General features: G+C 61.3%; 14 protein-coding genes. 6 read left to right on the forward strand and 8 right to left on the reverse strand.

All coding sequences use genetic code 11. The features are described from left to right. Positions 1-100 precede the first annotated feature (100 nt). From folE2 to MKS85_RS16770, 4 genes are read left to right on the forward strand one after another with little or no spacing between them, the layout of a single operon-like run. Positions 101-997, forward strand: a complete 897-nt coding sequence (gene folE2 / locus MKS85_RS16755; protein WP_076383191.1) for a GTP cyclohydrolase FolE2 — start codon at positions 101-103, stop codon at positions 995-997. Continuing rightward, positions 994-1,662 carry a metal ABC transporter ATP-binding protein gene (locus MKS85_RS16760; protein ID WP_188251891.1) on the forward strand — a complete coding sequence of 223 codons (669 nt, stop codon included), beginning with the start codon at positions 994-996 and terminating at the stop codon, positions 1,660-1,662. The genes folE2 and MKS85_RS16760 overlap by 4 nt, the downstream gene beginning before the upstream one ends. Further along, entirely contained in the window at positions 1,662-2,528 is an 867-nt protein-coding gene (locus MKS85_RS16765; RefSeq protein ID WP_188251892.1) for a metal ABC transporter permease, read from the forward strand. The genes MKS85_RS16760 and MKS85_RS16765 overlap by 1 nt, the downstream gene beginning before the upstream one ends. Before the next feature lie 11 nt (positions 2,529-2,539). Beyond that, complete coding sequence (locus tag MKS85_RS16770; RefSeq protein WP_188251893.1) at positions 2,540-3,415, forward strand: metal ABC transporter substrate-binding protein; 876 nt, start codon at positions 2,540-2,542, stop codon at positions 3,413-3,415. 105 nt (positions 3,416-3,520) lie between these two features. Here the strand turns inward: MKS85_RS16770 and MKS85_RS16775 are convergent, their stop codons facing one another. Then, positions 3,521-4,042, reverse strand: a complete 522-nt coding sequence (locus MKS85_RS16775) for a DUF3617 domain-containing protein (RefSeq protein ID WP_139048682.1) — start codon at positions 4,040-4,042, stop codon at positions 3,521-3,523. Between the two features lie 141 nt (positions 4,043-4,183). On the opposite strand from MKS85_RS16775, the gene cls reads away from it, so the two are divergent. Next, the gene (gene cls, locus MKS85_RS16780; RefSeq protein WP_310663032.1) at positions 4,184-5,623 is read left to right on the forward strand and encodes a cardiolipin synthase; all 1,440 of its coding nucleotides are present in this window, start codon (positions 4,184-4,186) and stop codon (positions 5,621-5,623) included. A gap of 15 nt (positions 5,624-5,638) precedes the next feature. Here the strand turns inward: cls and cfaB are convergent, their stop codons facing one another. The 5 genes from cfaB to hflK (MKS85_RS16805) all read right to left on the reverse strand — a co-directional run bounded on the left by cfaB (position 5,639) and on the right by hflK (MKS85_RS16805) (position 12,960). After that, a complete protein-coding gene (cfaB, locus tag MKS85_RS16785; RefSeq protein ID WP_047226679.1) occupies positions 5,639-6,826 on the reverse strand; it encodes a C17 cyclopropane fatty acid synthase CfaB in 1,188 nt (395 codons plus the stop codon). Positions 6,827-6,978: 152 nt separating this feature from the next. Continuing rightward, positions 6,979-8,922, reverse strand: coding sequence for a cation-translocating P-type ATPase (locus tag MKS85_RS16790; protein ID WP_188251895.1), 1,944 nt, complete (start codon positions 8,920-8,922; stop codon positions 6,979-6,981). Further along, a complete protein-coding gene (gene hflK, locus MKS85_RS16795; protein WP_188251896.1) occupies positions 8,919-9,968 on the reverse strand; it encodes a protease modulator HflK in 1,050 nt (349 codons plus the stop codon). The genes MKS85_RS16790 and hflK (MKS85_RS16795) overlap by 4 nt, the downstream gene beginning before the upstream one ends. Further along, positions 9,965-11,002 carry a protease modulator HflC gene (locus tag MKS85_RS16800; RefSeq protein WP_310663033.1) on the reverse strand — a complete coding sequence of 346 codons (1,038 nt, stop codon included), beginning with the start codon at positions 11,000-11,002 and terminating at the stop codon, positions 9,965-9,967. Before MKS85_RS16800 ends, hflK (MKS85_RS16795) begins: the two co-directional genes overlap by 4 nt. Then, positions 10,999-12,960 carry a protease modulator HflK gene (gene hflK / locus MKS85_RS16805; protein WP_188251898.1) on the reverse strand — a complete coding sequence of 654 codons (1,962 nt, stop codon included), beginning with the start codon at positions 12,958-12,960 and terminating at the stop codon, positions 10,999-11,001. The genes MKS85_RS16800 and hflK (MKS85_RS16805) overlap by 4 nt, the downstream gene beginning before the upstream one ends. 166 nt (positions 12,961-13,126) lie before the next feature. Between hflK (MKS85_RS16805) and lpdA the strand changes: the two genes are divergently transcribed. Continuing rightward, complete coding sequence (gene lpdA, locus MKS85_RS16810) at positions 13,127-14,527, forward strand: dihydrolipoyl dehydrogenase (RefSeq protein WP_188251899.1); 1,401 nt, start codon at positions 13,127-13,129, stop codon at positions 14,525-14,527. Positions 14,528-14,595: 68 nt separating this feature from the next. On the opposite strand, the gene MKS85_RS16815 is transcribed toward lpdA, so the two are convergent. Beyond that, positions 14,596-16,746 carry a hypothetical protein gene (locus tag MKS85_RS16815; RefSeq protein WP_310663034.1) on the reverse strand — a complete coding sequence of 717 codons (2,151 nt, stop codon included), beginning with the start codon at positions 16,744-16,746 and terminating at the stop codon, positions 14,596-14,598. After that, positions 16,733-17,926, reverse strand: a complete 1,194-nt coding sequence (locus MKS85_RS16820) for a DUF3142 domain-containing protein (protein WP_188251901.1) — start codon at positions 17,924-17,926, stop codon at positions 16,733-16,735. Before MKS85_RS16820 ends, MKS85_RS16815 begins: the two co-directional genes overlap by 14 nt. Between the last annotated feature and the right edge of the window lie 47 nt (positions 17,927-17,973).

Consider the following 17,973-nt stretch of genomic DNA (forward strand, 5'->3'; position numbering starts at 1 on the left):
CCTCACACCCAGCAAAATGAAACTGCGTTCATGAACTAGTGCTCGTCGAACACACTGTTATAGTATAACGTTTGTTGTGTACCTATGACGGACCTTGAATATGAATGCGTTCACTCTGCCGGACGTTGCCGCGCAGGCTTCGCGCCAGGCCTTGGCCCTTGACTGGGTAGGCATGTGCGGCATCGCGGTACCCGTATTGATCGACGGTCAGCGTCTTAACGCGATCGCTGATGCCGGTGTCAGCCTTGACGACGGTGAAGCCCGAGGCATCCATATGTCACGCTTGTACCTGGCGCTGGAGCTGCTCGAAAGCGCAGCGCTGTCTCCCATGCTGTTACGCCGAATCCTCCAGCAATTCCTCGACAGTCACGCCGGTCTGTCCGACGCCGCCTCGCTGAGCATTTGTACCGACCTACTGTTCAAGCGCCCTGCGCTAGTCAGCCCACTGGCTGGCTGGAAGCGCTATCCGGTCAGCATCGAGGCCCACCTGAAAAATGATGTGTTCCACGTGGAACTGACCATTCAGATTGCCTACTCGTCCACCTGCCCTTGCTCGGCCGCGCTCGCTCGTCAGTTAATCCAGCAGCAATTTGTAGACGACTTTGCCAATAAAGCGCTCGAGCACGCCGGAGTCCTGGCCTGGCTAGGCTCATCAAAAGGCATCCTCGCCACGCCTCACAGTCAACGCAGCACGGCCACGGTGAAGCTGAGACTGAACAGCGACGTCGACGAATTGCCGCTGCTGTCGCTCATCAACGAAGCCGAAGCAGCCCTCGGCACGGCCGTACAAACCGCCGTGAAACGGGCAGACGAACAAGCCTTCGCCCTCGCCAATGGTCAAAACCTAATGTTCTGTGAAGACGCCGCGCGGCGGCTGAGCATGGCTTTGAGGCGATCCCCCGATATCGCCAGCCTCGATGTGCGAGTGGTGCACGCCGAAAGTTTGCATGCCCATGACGCTGTGGCACAAAGCCGTTGGGTCAGGGAGGCACTGTGATTCGTTGCCAGTCATTGCGCTGGGGCGCCCCGGGCCGCCCCCTCACACCCCCGTTGAACATAGAGCGGCCGGCGGGAAGCCTGACGGCCATCGTCGGAGCCAACGGTGCGGGCAAAAGCAGCCTGCTGAAAGTGCTGGCGGGCCTGCAAAAACCCCTATCCGGCAAAGTCGTGCTGGATGTTCCACGTCGCGGCAGCGTCTCGTTTCTGGCGCAACAGCAACATCTGGATCGGCAATTTCCAATCAGCTTGCAAGAGTTGGTGGCGGCGGGATCCTGGGGGAGCAGACACACGCCAGCGATGCGCCGCCATCGCTTGAAAGCCGTACTGCAAGACTGGGCGTTGGATGGCCTGGAGCATCGCTCGTTGATGGCGTTGTCGGGAGGCGAGCTGCAACGCGCCCTTCTCGCCCGTTTGAGTCTGGCCGAAGCGCCCCTGTTGTTGCTCGACGAACCCCACGCCGCCCTCGACGAACAAGGCCAGGCGCTACTGTGGAAACACCTTCACGGCTGGCATGCCGAAGGCCGCACCCTGGTGGTGGTTTGTCATGATCTCGCTGCGGTGCGCCAACATATTCCTCATACACTATTGGTCAGCCAGGCTGGTTGCACGCTGGGCCGCAGTGTCGATTTGATTACCCAACAACCCCTCACGCAGGTGGCCTGATGCTCGCGGCCACCCACCTCTGGCAACCCTTTCAGGAATTTGTCTTCATGCGCCGGGCGCTGCTGGGCGGCCTAGTATTGGCGTGCAGCACGGCACCGCTTGGGGTGTTTTTGATTCTGCGACGCATGAGCCTGATAGGCGACGCCGTCGCTCATGGCATCTTGCCCGGAGCCGCACTGGGTTTCTGGTTCGCCGGGCTGAGCCTGCCAGCCCTGACGCTGGGCGGACTCGGTGCAGGCTTGAGCATGGCCGGGCTGGCAGCCTGGATTACCCGTCGCACCGGTCTGCGGGAAGACGCCAGCCTTGCGGCGATCTATCCCATTTCCCTGGCCGCCGGTGTGTTGATTCTTGGTATGGCCGGCAAACGCCTGGACTTGCTGCACCTGTTGTTCGGCTCCGCGCTGGCGGTAGATGGCCCGACACTTACCGGCATGCTCTGGGTTTCGGGGGGCAGCCTGCTCGCCATGGCGCTGATTTACCGACCGCTGTTGCTCGACACCCTGGACCCTCTTTTCCTGCAAACCGTCAGCCGGCTGGGCCCTCTGGCCCATGGCGTATTTCTGACCTTGGTCGTGCTGAACCTGGTCATCGGCTTCCAGGCCATCGGCGCACTGATGGTGGTCGGTTTGATGATGTTGCCGGCTGCCGCTTCACGATTCTGGAGCCGTCGTTTGCCGGTTCTGATGGGAGTCGCGGCGCTGTTTGGATGTGTGTCGGTGTGGCTCGGACTGCTGTTGTCATTCCACTTCTCGCTACCCAGCGGGCCGGCCATCGTGCTGGTGGCGGGCGCGTTGTATCTGCTGTCCGTAGTGTTCGGTCCGGTGCACGGTTTGCTGCGTCGCCCGCCTTTACTCACATCCCAATGAGGTGTTTCCCGATGCGCGTTCTGCTCGTGCTGTTCAGTCTGATGGTGTCCTTCTCCACGTCTGCCGCCGAAAAGCTCCAAGTGGTGACCAGCTTCAGCATCCTTGCCGACATGACCCAAGAGGTCGGCGGCGAGCATATCCAGATCACCAACCTGGTGGGGCCGGACGCGGATGCTCACACTTACGAACCCACCCCAGACGACGCCAAGGCGTTGCTCAGCGCCAAACTGATCATCAAGAATGGTCTGGGTTTTGAACCGTGGCTGGATCGCCTGGTCACCAGCACCGAAACCAGCGCACCGGTGATCAGCGCCAGTCGCGGCGTTATTCCTCGTTCGCTGGATGAAGAGGGCGAGACCGTCCCCGACCCGCATGCCTGGCATAACCTGGCAAACGCCGAGCTGTACGTCAGGAACATCGCCAAGGCGCTGGAAACCGCCGACCCGGCCCACAAGGCCGACTACGAACGTAACAGCCAGGCGTATCTGAAAAAGATCTACGCGCTTCTCGCTGATGCCAAGGCCAAGCTTGGTGCCTTGCCACCGGGCAATCGCAGGATCGTGACGTCCCACGATGCCTTCGGCTATCTGGGACAGGCCTATGGCATCGAATTTATCGCGCCCCAGGGCCTGTCCACTGAACGGGAGCCCTCGGCCGCCGATGTCGCGGCGCTGATTACCCAGATACGCAAAGCGAAAGTAAAAGCCGTGTTCATGGAGAACATCAAGGACGCGCGCCTGCTCAAGCAGATAGCGGCTGAAAGCGGTGCGCACATCGGCGGCACGCTTTACTCCGATGCGCTGGCGGCCAGCGGACCGGCCAGTACCTTCATCGGGCTGTTCGAGTACAACCTGAATACGTTGTACGACGCGTTGCGCCGGCCATGATTTGCAAGCGTCCTTGAACGAACTTTCGTGGGAGCAAAGCTTGCTCGCGACGCGCACGAGCCTTGCTGCCACAGATCAACCAGCTCATGTACGCCAGAGCTGGATTCAAGCCCTCGGCTTGACCGTCCCGCAATCCTGCCCCAGCCACACGGCGCGAGTGTCCAGGCTGCCGTTCTGCTGGATGCCGGTGGCATTGAATGTGCCGTTCACCGCCGTAGTGAATTCCCGATCACTCTGGAATGTCGCGACCCCATTGCCTTGGGCTTTCGGACAACTGAAACGAAACTTCCACTGATTGCCGGTGCGCTCGGTGATCTGCTGCTTGCACCCCGATTGCGGGTCTTGCAGCGGAATGTCATTGGTCTGGACCTGCTCCGGGGTGAGGCATACGCGAATACCCTTGCCACCCATGGTGATGCCCTGCTTTTCCAGCATCGCCCGTTGCTCCGGGGTTATCTGGTTTTGCAGTTGGCCAAGAATCAGTTGCAGGTCCGGCAGATTCTGGTTGTCGACCTTCATATTGCTTGTAGTCAGTTCCCACAACCCTGGTTGAAGCATCTGCGCCTGAGCCGCCACAGAAACCGACAAACCAACCGTCAGGGCCAAACCCAGCAGACAAACTTTCATCACAAGCACTCCAGAGGACAGGTGGCCGTTAGACGTCTCCCACAGGCTTCGGTTCAGGCTCGGCAGGAGTGAATTAATTAGCGACATCCGTCGTGGAACATGGTCTGTTAAGCATTGAAACTTCAGGAGCAAGGCTGCCCCATGGATTACTTCGGCCCGCATGTTTTCGGTTACCTGATCGCACTGCTTCACACTCTGGGTTCCATCGCCGCCGTTCACGCGGTGCTTACGGTGCGCACCGCTCAGGGTTCCATCGCCTGGGCCCTGTCGTTGGTATTTATCCCCTACCTGACATTGATTCCCTATCTGGTTTTCGGCCGGAGCACGTTCGACGGCTATATCAAGGCGCGCCGGCAAGCCAACGAAGAAATGCGCAAAGCGGTTTCCGAGCTGAACTGGCGGCCATGGGTCGAAGAAGCCCTCGCCGCCCGCGCCTCTGAGGCCTACGCCTCGTTACGGGCGATGCCCAAGCTGGGCCGCACGCCGTGCCTGGCGAACAACCAGGTGCGCTTGCTCATCAATGGCTTCGCCACATTCGAGGCGATTTTCGAGGCCATTGAGAGGGCCCGGGAAGCCGTGCTGATTCAGTTTTTCATCATCCACGACGACCGTCTCGGTCAACGTCTAAAAGCGCTGCTCCTGAAGAAAGCCGCCGAAGGTGTTGCGGTGTATCTGCTGTATGACCGCATTGGCAGCCATTCCCTGCCCCACCGCTACGTCCAGGCTTTGCGTGATGGCGGGGTCCATGTCAAAGCCTTCGCCACCCGTAGCGGCTGGCTCAACCGATTCCAGGTCAATTTTCGCAACCATCTCAAAATCGTCGCGGTGGACGGCGTCTTGGGTTTCGTTGGCGGCCATAACGTGGGCGATGAGTACATGGGTGAAAAGCCGCCCTTGGCGCCATGGCGCGATACCCATGTGGAAGTACGCGGGCCCGTCGTGGCGAGCATGCAAGAGTCGTTTGCTGAAGACTGGTTCTGGGCGGCCCGCTCATTGCCGCCGCTCATCCTGCCGGACGCGTACCCGGATGATGGCGTGCTCTGCCAGTTACTGGCCAGCGGCCCGGCCGACGCGTACGAAACCTGTTCACTGTTTTTTGTCGAAGCGATCCATGCGGCCAGCGAACGTGTCTGGATCACCACGCCGTACTTCATTCCTGATGAAGCGGTATTCGCTGCGTTGCGCCTGGCGGTATTGCGCGGGGTAGACGTGCGCATCTTGCTGCCCTCCCGCCCGGACCATAAGGTCGTTTACGCGGCGTCGAGCCTGTACGCGTTCGAAGCCGTACGGGCCGGCGTGCGGGTGTTTCGTTATGAGCCGGGCTTCCTGCACCAGAAAGTCGTGCTGATTGACCGGGAAATCAGCGCCATCGGCAGCGCCAACCTGGACAATCGTTCGTTCCGGCTCAACTTCGAGGTGATGCTACTGACCGTGGATATTTCGTTCGCCACTCAGGTCGAGCAGATGCTCGAGGACGACTTCGCCCAAGCGCTGGAAATAGACAAACAGGAAAGCCGGGAGACCCACCGCCTGCAGAAGATCGGCATGCGGATCGCCCGGCTTATTTCCCCGATACTCTAAGTGGCACACATCTGATCAAGGGGTATAGATGTCGTCGCGAGTCCAGGGCAATTCATGGCTGCCATCGGCGTGCGTCTTCACCGCCAGGATCTGGTGCAGGTTGATCCACCCCTTGGCGAATGCGTAGGCGCATCCGGCCAGATAAAGCCGCCAGATCCGCAGCGCTTGCTCCGGCACTTCTTTGGCGGCGGCCTCAAGGTTGTCTTCCAGCCGCTCACTCCAATGATCGAGCGTGCGGGCGTAATGCATGCGCAGGCTTTCCACATCGACAATCTCCAACCCCGCTTCGCTGATCTGGGCGGAAATCATCGACAGGTGCGGCAGCTCGCCATTGGGGAACACATACTTCTCAATGAACTCGCCCGCGCCACGTCCGACCGGGCGACCGTCAGTGTGCTTGGCGGTGATGCCATGATTCATCACCAAGCCACCCTCGCGAACCGCGCCGAAAAGCGTTTTGCAGTACTGCTGGAGATTGGCATGACCGACATGCTCGAACATGCCGACGCTGACCACCTTGTCGAAGCGACCGTCCTGGGGCAAGTCCCGATAGTCGAGCAACTGCAACTCCACTTGATCCTCCAACCCCTGCGCCTTGACCCGTTCCCGAGCGAGGGTCAGTTGCGCCTGGCTGAGGGTAATGCCGAAGACCCTGGCGCCGAATTCCCGGGCAGCGTAACGGGCCAAACCACCCCATCCGCACCCCACATCCAGCAGATAATCACCGGGTTGCAGACGCAGTTTGCGACACAGATGGCGAAATTTGGCTTGCTGGGCTTGTTCGAGGGTTTCGCTACCGGTCTCGAAATAGGCACAGGAATAAGCCATGTCGCTGTCGAGCCACAGCTGATAAAACGCGTTGGAAAGGTCGTAATGATAGGAAATCGCTTTGGCGTCGGTTTCCTTGTCATGAACTGAACGCACGGGTTGATTCGCGCCATCGTCTTCCATCAGCGCCTGACTCAGTTCATCACAGACGCGAATGACTTCGTTGATCGAACCTTCGAGTTCCAGCTTGCCTTCTACAAACGCCGCACCCAGCGCGTTCAGACTGGGGTGGGTGAATTGCGCGACCATTTGTGGGTCCTTGACCACGATCGTGACGCTGGGGTCGGCACCCAACGTAAACTCATGGCCGTCCCAGAGCCGCAGCCGAAGCGGTAAATGCAGATTCTGTAAGGCCGGTGGAAGTTGCGCGAGCATGAGATATCCCCCTTGTTTCAGACGACTGAAATGAGGGTAGACCATCCTAGAAAAATAGCAGGCTATCGAATTTATAGCCTTTTTCTATCGCCTTCCACATCTACTGTTCTAACCAGTAACTCCCTGAAGGGGTACACCCTCTGCGTAGCTGACTATGAGTATGGCCTACAGTTCGCCGAAATTCCCCTTTGGTCGAGGGTCTCGATTTTCAACAACGGTTCCTGAAACCGCAAAAGACGCCCGGCATTACCCAAGACCAGCAACGTGCTCACGTTATGCAGCAATGCCGCGATCATCGCCCCAGCCGCGCCAAGCCAACCGAATGCGGCGAAAGCGATGATCGCCAGCGTCCAGCCCAACCCGATGATCACGTTGACCTGCAACGTGCGCCTGCATCGACGACTCAGGCGCACGCAGGTGCCGAGGCGGCGCAGGTCACTGCCGATCAATACAATGTCCGCCGACGCAAGCGCGATGTCCGAGCCACCCGCCCCCATCGCTATGCCCACTACTCCGGCCTTGAGCGCCAGGGAATCATTGATGCCATCCCCCACCACCATGGGTCGCAAGCCGTGGTCGATCTCGGCCATGACCCGTTTAAGTTTGTCTTCAGGCAAAGCGTGAGCCTGCACTTCGCCAATACCGATTTCACGCGCCAGTCTGTTGGCTACGCTCTGGCGGTCCCCGGTCAGCAACAACTGGCGCCCCAGGCCCAGCGCCCGCAACTCAGCCATGGCCTGGCGCGCTTCCGGCTTGGTGCTGTCGGCCAACAACAGCCAGGCGATGAACGTTCCACCCAAGGCCAGGCCGGCAATAGGTCCGTCATGGTCAGGGATCGGCGAAGTCTCGATCCCCAACCGGGCGAACAACTCAGCCCGACCAAGAGCCGCCTCACCTTGGTCGGTCGTCGCCACCACACCCAACCCTTGGTGTTCGTGGATTTCGGTCAGCGGCAGATATTTTTCCGGCGCCACCAACCCAGCCAACGCACGACTGACCGGATGGCTACTGGCCGAACCGAGGCTGGCGGCCAATGGCAGCAGAAAGGATTCATGCTCGCGGACGCTGTCGATGGATTGCAGGCGAAGGATGCCGTGGGTAAGCGTGCCCGTTTTGTCGACGACCAGCGAGGTCAGGTCCGCCAGTTCCTCCAGGAAGGCCGCACTACGGATCAGGATTCCATGACGCGCCGCGACTGCGATGCCGGCAACCGCCGTCGCCGGAGCTGACAGGACCAGTGCGCAAGGACACGCTGCCACCAACACCGCCAGCATCGCCTGGGCGTCGTTTGTAACGAACCAGGTCACCGCCGCCAACAGCAACACCAGCACCAGATAGCTGGCGGCGTACCGTTCAAGCAACCGTGTGATGGGCGGTTTGGAGCGCTCGGCGTTTTGCATCAGGGCAATGACTCTGCCCAGCGTCGACTCATCCCCCGTGCGAGTCACTTCCAGGCGTAGCAGGCCATCGAGGTTGATCGCGCCCCCAAAGACCTCAGTGCCCACCAGCGCCTCCAACGGCACCGATTCACCCGTAATGGGCGCGGTGTCGAGACTGGCCTGGCCAGACAGGACCCGACCATCCACCGGCACCCGATCACCGGCACGCACCTCCACCACATCGCCGGGTTGGAGCGTGGCGTTGTCGACTTCGATTATCGAGCCGTCGGCCTGAACCTTGCGCCCCTGGCTTCGGGTCAGTTGGGCGAGGGCATCGATGGCTTCCTGGGAACCGAGGACGCTGCGCTCCTCCAGCACGTGACCGAAGGTCATGATGATCGGCAACAGCGCAGCCGTCAGCAAATCCCCCGTCGCCCAAGCGCCGAGCATGGCCAGGGCAATCAGTTGATCGGTGACGCCATGCAGGCTCGGATATCGCAGGCTGTACCAGGCCGAACGCATCACCGGTCCAGCCACCAACACGGAGGCCGCCCCCCACAGTAGTTGGCTGACAGCGTTCTGCTCCGGCGCCCACCCGCGCCATACCAGACCCAACGCGAGCAGACCGAGGGCAATCATCGCCAGCGTCAGTTGCCGCGCAACCGTACGCTGTTCGCTGGAAGACAACATGGGCGCGGTGAGGGTCTCGGCGTTCATTGCTCAGCTCCCTGAATGATCAGGCGGGAATCGTCTTGCGGATCGACCGTTGTCACTGAACCGGCCTGGCGAAGAATCCCGGGGATACGTTCACGATAAAGACGTAGCAACATCTGAGGATCGCTCTCCTGAGTCTTCGCCAGGCTGAGGACCGTAGCAGTGTCAGCCGAGGCTTTGGCGAGCCGTTCACTGGCCTGAGCATGGGCAATCTGAAGGGCACGGTCGGCGTCCTCGCGGGCGGTCTGGGTCAGTTTCTCGGCTTCGGTGCGGGCGTTCGCCACGGCTTGGTCTGCCTGCTGGCTAGCGGTCAGTACCGCATTGAACGCACTCACCGCAGGGCCCGGAAGGCTCGATTGCACATCGACGCGCACCACCTCAATCCCTAGCCCCTGCCCTGTCGCGGCAAGATCGGCCAAGCGTCGATTGATGCCCTGGAGCAGATCACTGCGCAAGCGTTCACGACGTTCGGCCGCCTGGTTATCGCGGCCGATCAATTCGGGACGAGCCACGAGAATCGTATCCAGGTCCCGTGCTGCAGTAAGGCTTATGGCGCTGCGGGTGACCAACCGGTCCAGCGCCGGCAACACATGCTCGCCCTGTACAACGAAGGCATAGGGCTCGCTGACTTTGTAGAACACCCGCACATCCAACTGCACCACTCCCGCGTCACCGGTCAATAGATAGCCAGAACCGGCCAGCGCATCGCTGACCGGTGAGGCAAAACTGGCGACGCGGTCAGCCTGCAAAGCCGCATCCGAACGCAGCAGGTTTTCAACCCGCCGCTCCAGGACCCGATCCGCCGCCGGCAGCAAGATCACGTGTTCCACCGGACGAGGCCAAGCAAGTAAAAGGCCGGCATTCTGGACTCGATCCAGGGCGCCGAAACGCAGGATCACTGCACGACTCTGCGGATCAATCTGTCGCACATTTGAAAATGCCCAGGCCAGCGCGGCTAAAACCGTGACGGCATAGAGCGCCAGAAAGGCTAGCCGTCCGGCCTGAATCCACGGACTGGACGCATTTGTTCCACGTGGAACCAAACTCATGGCCGTGTTCCACCTAAACGTTCCACGGATGGTGGGCCCTCTACCAAGGCGCGAAACGGTGCGGCGTCGGTGCGCAAAATCAGTTTCGTACCCGGGGAAACAATTGTTCCCAAGGTGTCCAGAGAGCGCAGAAGGTTGTAGAGCTGGGGGGACCCGGCGTATGCCTTGCTATAGATCCCGGCAGCTTCAACACGGGACTGCGCCTCGATCTCAGCCGCTTTCACCTTTGCATCGGCCTGAAGAATCCTCGCATCACGCTCTGCGGCAGAACGAATCTGCGCCGCTTCACGCTTGCCAATGGCGGTGCGCTCAGTAGCAATGGTTTCACGCTCAGCGCGCATGCGGTCCACCGTCGCAGCCAGCGTCACCGACGGTAAGGTCAAGCGCTCGATGCCAACTTGCAGCACCCGAACGCCGTAGGTGCTGAGCAATTGTTGATCAATCTGCTGCCGCAACTGAGCTTCGAAATCGGCGATGCGCACTTGGCTGGCATCGGTGTTGACCAGGCTGGCCAAATCAAAACTGGCGGCGGTGGTTTCCAAGGCTGAACCAACGAACGTGCGAATCTGCCGTGCAGCTTCATCCGGTTGATTCTGCACCGCACGCATAAAGCGCTGAACGTTTTGCGGGTCACCCTGCACCTGCCACGCGACGTAGGCCTGAACAATGATCCGCAATCCGTCGCGGGTACCCACGTCCTGCAGCCCGCTGGAGGTGGTGCGTAATCGCAGGTCCACCGGGATCGCCGCTTCGAACGGTGCCGGCCAGCGCCAGTTCAAACCCGGTTGCAGCAGCACCCGCGCCGGATTGCCGAAACGGGTAATGACCGTCGCCTCTCCCGAGCGCACTTGCACCAGGCTGGCGGCAGCGATAGCAAACGCCACCAGCAGCGCCGCCCAGCCCATCCGGCCCCAAGGAAACGGGCCGGCCACATGTGGATCGTCATGATGGTGATGATGCCCATGGTGATGGTGGTGGCCGGCATGAGCGTGACCGGGATGATCATGGTGATCATGTGAAGAAGACTGGCTCAATGGGCAGCTCCTGGCTGGACCGGGTTAGGCGGCGACGCGGGATCCGCCGGCAGCGTGAACGTACGCAAATCGAGGGTGGGTGCGTTGCTCCCAGCCCCCAGGCGATGATCGAGAATCAGCAGCTTTGCATTGCCAAGTCCCTGGCTTAGCTGGCTGAGATATTGCTCCAGCACAAAAGCATGGCCAGCCGTTGCGTAGGCTTGGCGTTCGGCGTTGAAGCGCAAGTCGGCGGCTTGGGCGGTCGCATTGATTTCTCGGGCGGTGGCTTGAGCCTGGTCATGGACGATGCTGGCTTGCAACTGCGCCTGGTTAGTCTGCTGCGCTGCGGCACCACGCTCCCGGGCGATCAGGGCCTGGGCGCCAATCTGCGCCGCTTGCACGCCGTGATAGGCATTGGCGGCGCCGGCCGGCGGATGAATCGCTTCGACCACCGTTGCCAGAATTTCCACACCGCTGTCGAGCCTCTGCAAGTCAGCCTGTACTGCACGGCCGATTTCATCCGCCAGACTGACCCGATCGACACCCAGCAAACCATCGAGCGTCCGCGAGGCGAACTCATGCACCAGAACGCGGCTGGCGGTGCTGCCGATCAGCGCGGGCACATCGGCACTGTTGTAGGTGGCCGCCAGTGCCGCCGCGTCGGTAAGGCCGATGCGATAAATGAAACGTACGTCCATATTGACGATCTGGAAGCTCTGCTGGTCGGCTCGGCGGCTGGCAATGACTTGGGATTTTTCGTTCACATGACTGGCGTCCCACAATCGATTGGCAGCCGCGGGTGCCGGTCCTTCCGCTGAATCAGCCTCGGTAACCATCCGGTTGCCGCCGACGCTGGTGGCCAGTTCATGCACGACGCCGTTCTCGACGTTCAACACCCTGCCCAACGGCCACGGCAAGCCGACTTGCAGGCCAGGGCCGAATACTTCCACCGGTTTACCAAAACGCTCGTAGATGCCCCGCCCTTGCAACGCAACCTCATGCACGCCGGTCAGCAGCCACCCCACCAAGGACACTAGCGCCAGCACCGGCAAAAAGGCGCGACGCATGTAGCTGAACGCCCAGATCTGACGCAAGTCGATCCCGAAATGGCTGTGCAGCTCATGTTGCAGCGCCGACAACGGCCGTGGTGGCCAGCGCAACAGGTCGGCGACGACGCTTCGGCCCAGCAATGATGGCTCCAGGGAATCCCGGCGCGGGCTGCACAACGACAGCAATGCGCGCAGTAACAATTCCGCCGCCACCAGAGCCGGCAGCACCCCCATCAGCACGGCCAGGCGCACCGGCCAGATGGACGCTTGTGCGGCGAACAGCACGCACAAGGCGCCCAGCACCAGTACGACAATCGCCACCCGGGTCAGCTGAGCCAGCGCCTGGGCCTCCGGCCATTGCTGAGGGGATTGCTGGACCCACTGACGCTCCAACACCAACAACCCGAACGCCAGCAGCAAAGAGAGCATCGCTCCCACACTGGCCGACACGCCGAGCTCGGTCGCAGGTAATTCCAGGTTCCAGGTTTGCTCCAGACTGAACAGCACCAGGAGTGCCCAACCGAGCAGCCACAATGTGGGGCCGCCGATGTGCTTGAGCAGGGCGATCCAACGGACACTGATTCGATCCAGCAGGCGCTCATACCAGCCATGGTCATCCACTGGCGGGGTTTCAGAAACCGGGATATCCATAACCGGCATCAGCGCCATGCCCCGCCACTGGGTGATCCACCAGGCCGATTGCAGACCCGCCACCAGCACCCATACTCCGGCACTTTGACTGACCAGCAGCGGCGGCCACATCGACTGCGGCGAGAACAACCCGATGAAAAACGCCACCACCAGACCCAGGCTCGCTACGCCACCCAACCCGAAGGCGATCCGCCTCAAGCGACGCCCCTGAAAGAGCGCCTGCTGGAACCGCGGCAACTGGGCTACCTCTGCCCCCTCGACATCAAGATCGATTTGCATACCACCCCGACGCGACTCTGTTACATATCGTTACCTTATAACGACTCTTGTGAAATTTATGTTTGAGCACCTTCTCGCAAATTCTCGACCCTGGCCCTTGACCGAGATATTCGAGAACGCACATATTACGATCATAATTTTTCTCAAGCAGAGCGGGAGAAGCGCCATGAGCAACTACGACGTGATCATTCTGGGCGGTGGCCCCGGTGGGTATAACGCGGCGATTCGCGCCGGACAGTTGGGCTTGAAGGCCGCCTGTGTCGAGGGCCGAGCCACCTTGGGCGGCACCTGCCTGAACGTCGGTTGCATGCCCTCCAAAGCATTGCTCCACGCCTCGGAGCTGTACGAAGCGGCCATGGGAACGCCATTCGCCAATCTGGGCATCGAAGTCCGCCCCACCCTCAACCTCGCTCAAATGATGAAGCAGAAGGACGAGAGCGTGGCAGGCCTGACCAAGGGTATCGAGTTCCTGTTTCGCAAGAACAAGGTCGAATGGATCAAAGGCTGGGGCCACATCGACGGGCCCGGCACAGTGACGGTCACTGGTGAAGACGGCGGCAAGACCACACTGAGCGCCAAGGACATCGTCATCGCCACCGGTTCCGAGCCCACTCCCCTGCCGGGTGTGGCGATCGATAACCAGCGCATCCTCGACTCCAGCGGTGCATTGTCCTTGAGTGAAGTGCCGCGTCATCTGGTGGTGATCGGCGCAGGCGTCATCGGCCTCGAATTGGGTTCGGTCTGGCGGCGCCTGGGCGCTGAGGTCACGGTGGTGGAATACCTCGATCGCGTCTGTCCTGGCGTGGATGGCGAGGCCGGCAAGACCTTGCAACGGGCCCTGGGCAAACAAGGCATCCAGTTCAAACTGAGTTCCAAAGTCACCGGCGCCACGTCTTCGGCCAGCGGCGTGCAATTGCAGGTTGAGCCTGCAGCGGGCGGCGAGACGCAGCTCTTGGATGCAGATTATGTGCTGGTCGCCATTGGCCGTCGGCCGTATACCCAGGGGCTGGGGCTTGAGAACGTCGGCCTCAGCACCGACAAACGCGGCCTGCTCGCCAACAAGGGCCACCGCACCGAAGCGCCCGGCGTGTGGGTGATCGGCGACGTGACATCCGGCCCGATGCTGGCCCACAAGGCGGAAGACGAGGCCATGGCCTGCATCGAACAGATCGTCGGCAAGGCCGGCGAGGTCAACTATGACCTGATCCCCAACGTTATCTACACCCGTCCAGAACTGGCCAGCGTCGGCAAGACCGAAGAACAGCTCAAGGCTGAAGGCCGCGCCTACAAGGTCGGGAAGTTTCCGTTCACGGCCAACAGCCGGGCGAAGATCAACCACGAGACCGAAGGTTTCGCCAAAGTACTGGCCGATGAACGGACCGATGAAATCCTCGGCGTACACCTGGTGGGGCCGAGCGTCAGCGAGATGATCGGGGAATACTGCGTCGCCATGGAGTTCAGCGCCTCAGCCCAGGACATCGCGCTGACTTGCCATCCGCACCCTACCCGCTCGGAAGCCTTGCGCCAGGCGGCGATGAATGTGGAAGGGATGGCGACACAGATGTAATGCGTGAACTTATCCACAACACGCGGGGAGCAAGGCTTGCTCCCCGCGTATCTGGATGTCTACAAAGCTTAACGAGCCGAAATCCGGGCCTTGCGCTGGCGACGGCTGATCAATCCCAGCCCCAGCGCCACCACCAGCAGGCCACCGGCTATTTGCAGCCAAACCTTATAGGGCCGCAACACCGAACGAATCGGCTCCAGCGCCTGGGTCACGTAGCGTTTGTCCGCGTTACGAAAATCAGGATAAGGGCAGTGGCGGCCAAAATCCCAGGCCCACTCCACGTAAGGGCCGTGCTGCACATAACGTTGATACAACGCACGTTGCTCCGCCAGGCTGGAGTTGTACCCCACCGCGGCGCACAGCACCGCCGCAAACGCATGGCTGGTATGGGGCAGGTTATCGGCCGCCTGGCTCGCCAACGCCGTGGCGACAAAACGATAGTGATAACGCGCGTCCGGTTGCGCGGCGCTGGCCTGCTGGCGTTGCCACTCGCCTTCGCTGATCAGCGGTCCAACCTTCAGGTCGGCGGGTTCAAGGCTGTAGTTGCCGCCAAAGGTGGCGTAGTCCGGCGCCATCTCGTAACCGAGCAGTTCCATACCATGGGTACGCGCGAACCAGGATGCATTGAAATACGCCTCGGCCCGTCGAGTGGGCCACCACCTGGACTCGGCCTCCTGGCGCAACTGCCCATACGCTCGGGCCTGGTTCTGTAGCTCGACGTTGTCGAAGTAGTCCGGCGCCTCGTCGTAGCGTCCTTCTCGCAGCAAGCGGCGCCCCAGCAGATTGCGCAGGTTCGCGGCCACCGGCAGTTGCACGTAATTGTCGCGATCCTGCTGGCTCAACGGCGGCACCGCCGGGACTTGAGCATCGACGTACTGCTTGAGTTCGTCGACGGTCAGCACCCGCTCAGCGACCGTAGCGGCGTCATACCAATAAATGCTCTGGCTGCGGTAGAGCTGATCGAAGGCTTGAAGGTAATCGCCCCGTTGCAAGGCCAGGATCGCGCTTTCGCCTTCGACCCGACACTTGGGTTGCACGGACTCGTAATTCCAATCCGGCGTGCGTCGCTCGCCCCACGACTCGTCTTTGGGAAACGCCTGGGCGGCTTTGGCATAGGCCGCCGCCGCGGCGCCTTTGTCACCCTCGCGCACCGCCAGTTTGGCCCGCAGCCACCAGGCCAGCCCGCTATCCCCAGCCTTTTCCAGGAACGCCTTGGCGGCGACATAATCGCCTTGCTGATAATTCACCGCCGCCAGACGATCGGCATTATCGAGACTGTCACGGGTGCTGGCTTGCAGCAACTTGACCAGCCGCTTCTCGCCGGCCGGTTGCTCACCGAATGACCAACCGATACGGCTGAGCAACGAAGCGGTGAGCAGTTGCTGCACTGCTTTGCCTTTGAGCTGGCGCATCAACTGCTCGTCCGGCAGCTCGCTCAGGTCACCGACCAATTGTTTCAACGAACTGTAGCCGACCTCGGAGCCCAGCCGGTTCTGGCTGGCGTAGAGTTCAATGGCACTGTTCCAATCGTCACGGGTGTAGGCAACCCGGGCTTCTTCGCCGAGGCTGGCGACACCCAACTCCAACGGGTCACTGAAGCCACTGATGCTCAACTGACGAGCCTGACGGAACGCCTCTTGAGCCTGCTCCAGCAATACGGCCGGTTCACCGTTGCCCGCCTCGCTGCTCATGGCGAACAAGGCTCGTCCCAGGGAATACGCGGCCCATGTGCTGCGCAACCGGCGCTCGTGCGATGGCAACGCGAGCAACTGACGGAACGAATCGACCGCCAGCGCATGCTCGCCGGCGTTGAAGGCTGCCGCGCCGATCGCGTACAGCCGCAGTTCGGCAGGCAGATTCGCCGCTTCGGTGGTGACCTGCTGAACATCGGTCAGCGCCCGCACCCGCTCCACCACCGCTTGCTGCGGCGGGGTCAGGCCAAGCCGTTCGGCCTTGTTGCGTTGTTCGACGTAGGCAGGCACATCACCATAACGCTGATCCGGGTTGGCCGTCGCATCGGTGGCCGACTTGAGCCCGGCTATGGCGTGGCCGAGACGACTGATCTCGAAGCGAAAGCTGCCTTCGGGCAAATCCGCCAGCGATTGGCTGCGGTTATCCAGCAGGCGCATCGGGAAATCCGGTCCGCAGGCCAGCACCTGGCCCAACGGCAGGCTGAGGCTCAGGCAGAGCAGACGACTGGGCCACTTACGGGTGAACATTGAAACCTCCTTGGTCAATTTTCGTACAGCGCGCCCAGCCAACGGCACGCTGGGCGCCTGCGGCCAGGCGGCCTTCCTGAATGCGGGTGAAGGTAAGCAGTCCGGGAGTTTGTTGCAACGTGTACCCCGCCAGCGCATCGGCACCGTCGCAGGCACCAACGACCAAGGTCAGGCGTTGCGGCCAGGGACTGTCGAGATTGCCCTGGTTAACCAACGCAATATCGTAAAGCCCACCCTGTTCACGCATACGCAAGGCCAACCGACTGTCCAGGCGTTCCCCCCGCGCAACGGCACCGAGGGTGGTCAAGCTCCAGGCACGTCGGTCATCCGCCAGCGGCAGGCGAAACCAGATCAGCCCGGCCAGATGTGTCGGCGGGTCGGCCCGCAGTTCTGTCACCAGCCCGGCCACTTGCTGCGGGTCGGCCAGCAGCTCACGACGCTCGCCGCCTTGATCGATCGGCACTTCGCTTTCAACCACCGGCACACCACTGTCCTGAGTCAACAGCGCCATGCCGTAGGCTGGCAGGGCCAGATAGAACGGTCGCGTGGTAACACCGCTCCAGCGTTCGGCCCAGCGCAAAGCCTGTTTCGGGTCGAACAGCCCCTGCCGGGGATCACTGACCGCATGGACCTGCAACACGCTGCTGTCCACCGTCCGCAGCAGCCCTGGCAACGCAGGGCTGTCGAGCCAGGCAGGTAATGCCGTGATGCTCAGCCCCAGCGTGGCGGGCAGGGCTTGCCGCAAGCGGTTCAAAAATGCGCCATAGGCAGGCAGTCGCGCACTACCGGCGTCGTGGTCGATCTCGATCCCTACTGGGGCCAGGCCTTGCGCTTGCCAGTCGCTCAGCAGCTGCTGGATCTGCGCGATCACATCGTCCTGATCCAGAAATTTGAGCTGACCGTCCAGGCGTATCACTGCGATCAGCGGTCGACCGTCAGCCTTGAGCAGTTGCGCATCGATCCGCGCGCGGCTCCAGCCGGCCTGGGGAAAGGCCTGCAAGGCAAGAATGCGCAGGCTGGAAAAATCCTTATGGCTTTGTTGGAGCGCCAGCACGTGGGCCGGCGTCCACTGGCGCTGCCAGACATAGAGTTGTTGATCGAGAGCCGGTGGCGGGGACTGTTCACAGCCGCTTAAAAGCAATGCGGCAAGGGTCAGCGATAGCCGGAAAAGAAACGCCATGGAATTTCACCACCCCAAAAAAGGCTGGCAGATTAACCCCTCCCGCA

The organism is Pseudomonas sp. JL2 (assembly GCF_031570495.1).
Taxonomy (GTDB): domain Bacteria; phylum Pseudomonadota; class Gammaproteobacteria; order Pseudomonadales; family Pseudomonadaceae; genus Aquipseudomonas; species Aquipseudomonas rhizophila.

Bases quoted from the DNA above. Each gene is read 5' to 3' on its own strand.
- MKS85_RS16775 (WP_139048682.1), bottom strand. From the start codon at position 4,042: ATGAAAGTTTGTCTGCTGGGTTTGGCCCTGACGGTTGGTTTGTCGGTT.
- hflK (WP_188251898.1), bottom strand. From the start codon at position 12,960: ATGCAAATCGATCTTGATGTCGAGGGGGCAGAGGTAGCCCAGTTGCCG.
- cfaB (WP_047226679.1), bottom strand. From the start codon at position 6,826: ATGCTCGCGCAACTTCCACCGGCCTTACAGAATCTGCATTTACCGCTT.
- MKS85_RS16765 (WP_188251892.1), top strand. From the start codon at position 1,662: ATGCTCGCGGCCACCCACCTCTGGCAACCCTTTCAGGAATTTGTCTTC.
- MKS85_RS16820 (WP_188251901.1), bottom strand. From the start codon at position 17,926: ATGGCGTTTCTTTTCCGGCTATCGCTGACCCTTGCCGCATTGCTTTTA.
- MKS85_RS16770 (WP_188251893.1), top strand. From the start codon at position 2,540: ATGCGCGTTCTGCTCGTGCTGTTCAGTCTGATGGTGTCCTTCTCCACG.
- lpdA (WP_188251899.1), top strand. From the start codon at position 13,127: ATGAGCAACTACGACGTGATCATTCTGGGCGGTGGCCCCGGTGGGTAT.
- MKS85_RS16815 (WP_310663034.1), bottom strand. From the start codon at position 16,746: ATGTTCACCCGTAAGTGGCCCAGTCGTCTGCTCTGCCTGAGCCTCAGC.
- cls (WP_310663032.1), top strand. From the start codon at position 4,184: ATGGATTACTTCGGCCCGCATGTTTTCGGTTACCTGATCGCACTGCTT.
- MKS85_RS16790 (WP_188251895.1), bottom strand. From the start codon at position 8,922: ATGAACGCCGAGACCCTCACCGCGCCCATGTTGTCTTCCAGCGAACAG.
- hflK (WP_188251896.1), bottom strand. From the start codon at position 9,968: ATGAGTTTGGTTCCACGTGGAACAAATGCGTCCAGTCCGTGGATTCAG.
- folE2 (WP_076383191.1), top strand. From the start codon at position 101: ATGAATGCGTTCACTCTGCCGGACGTTGCCGCGCAGGCTTCGCGCCAG.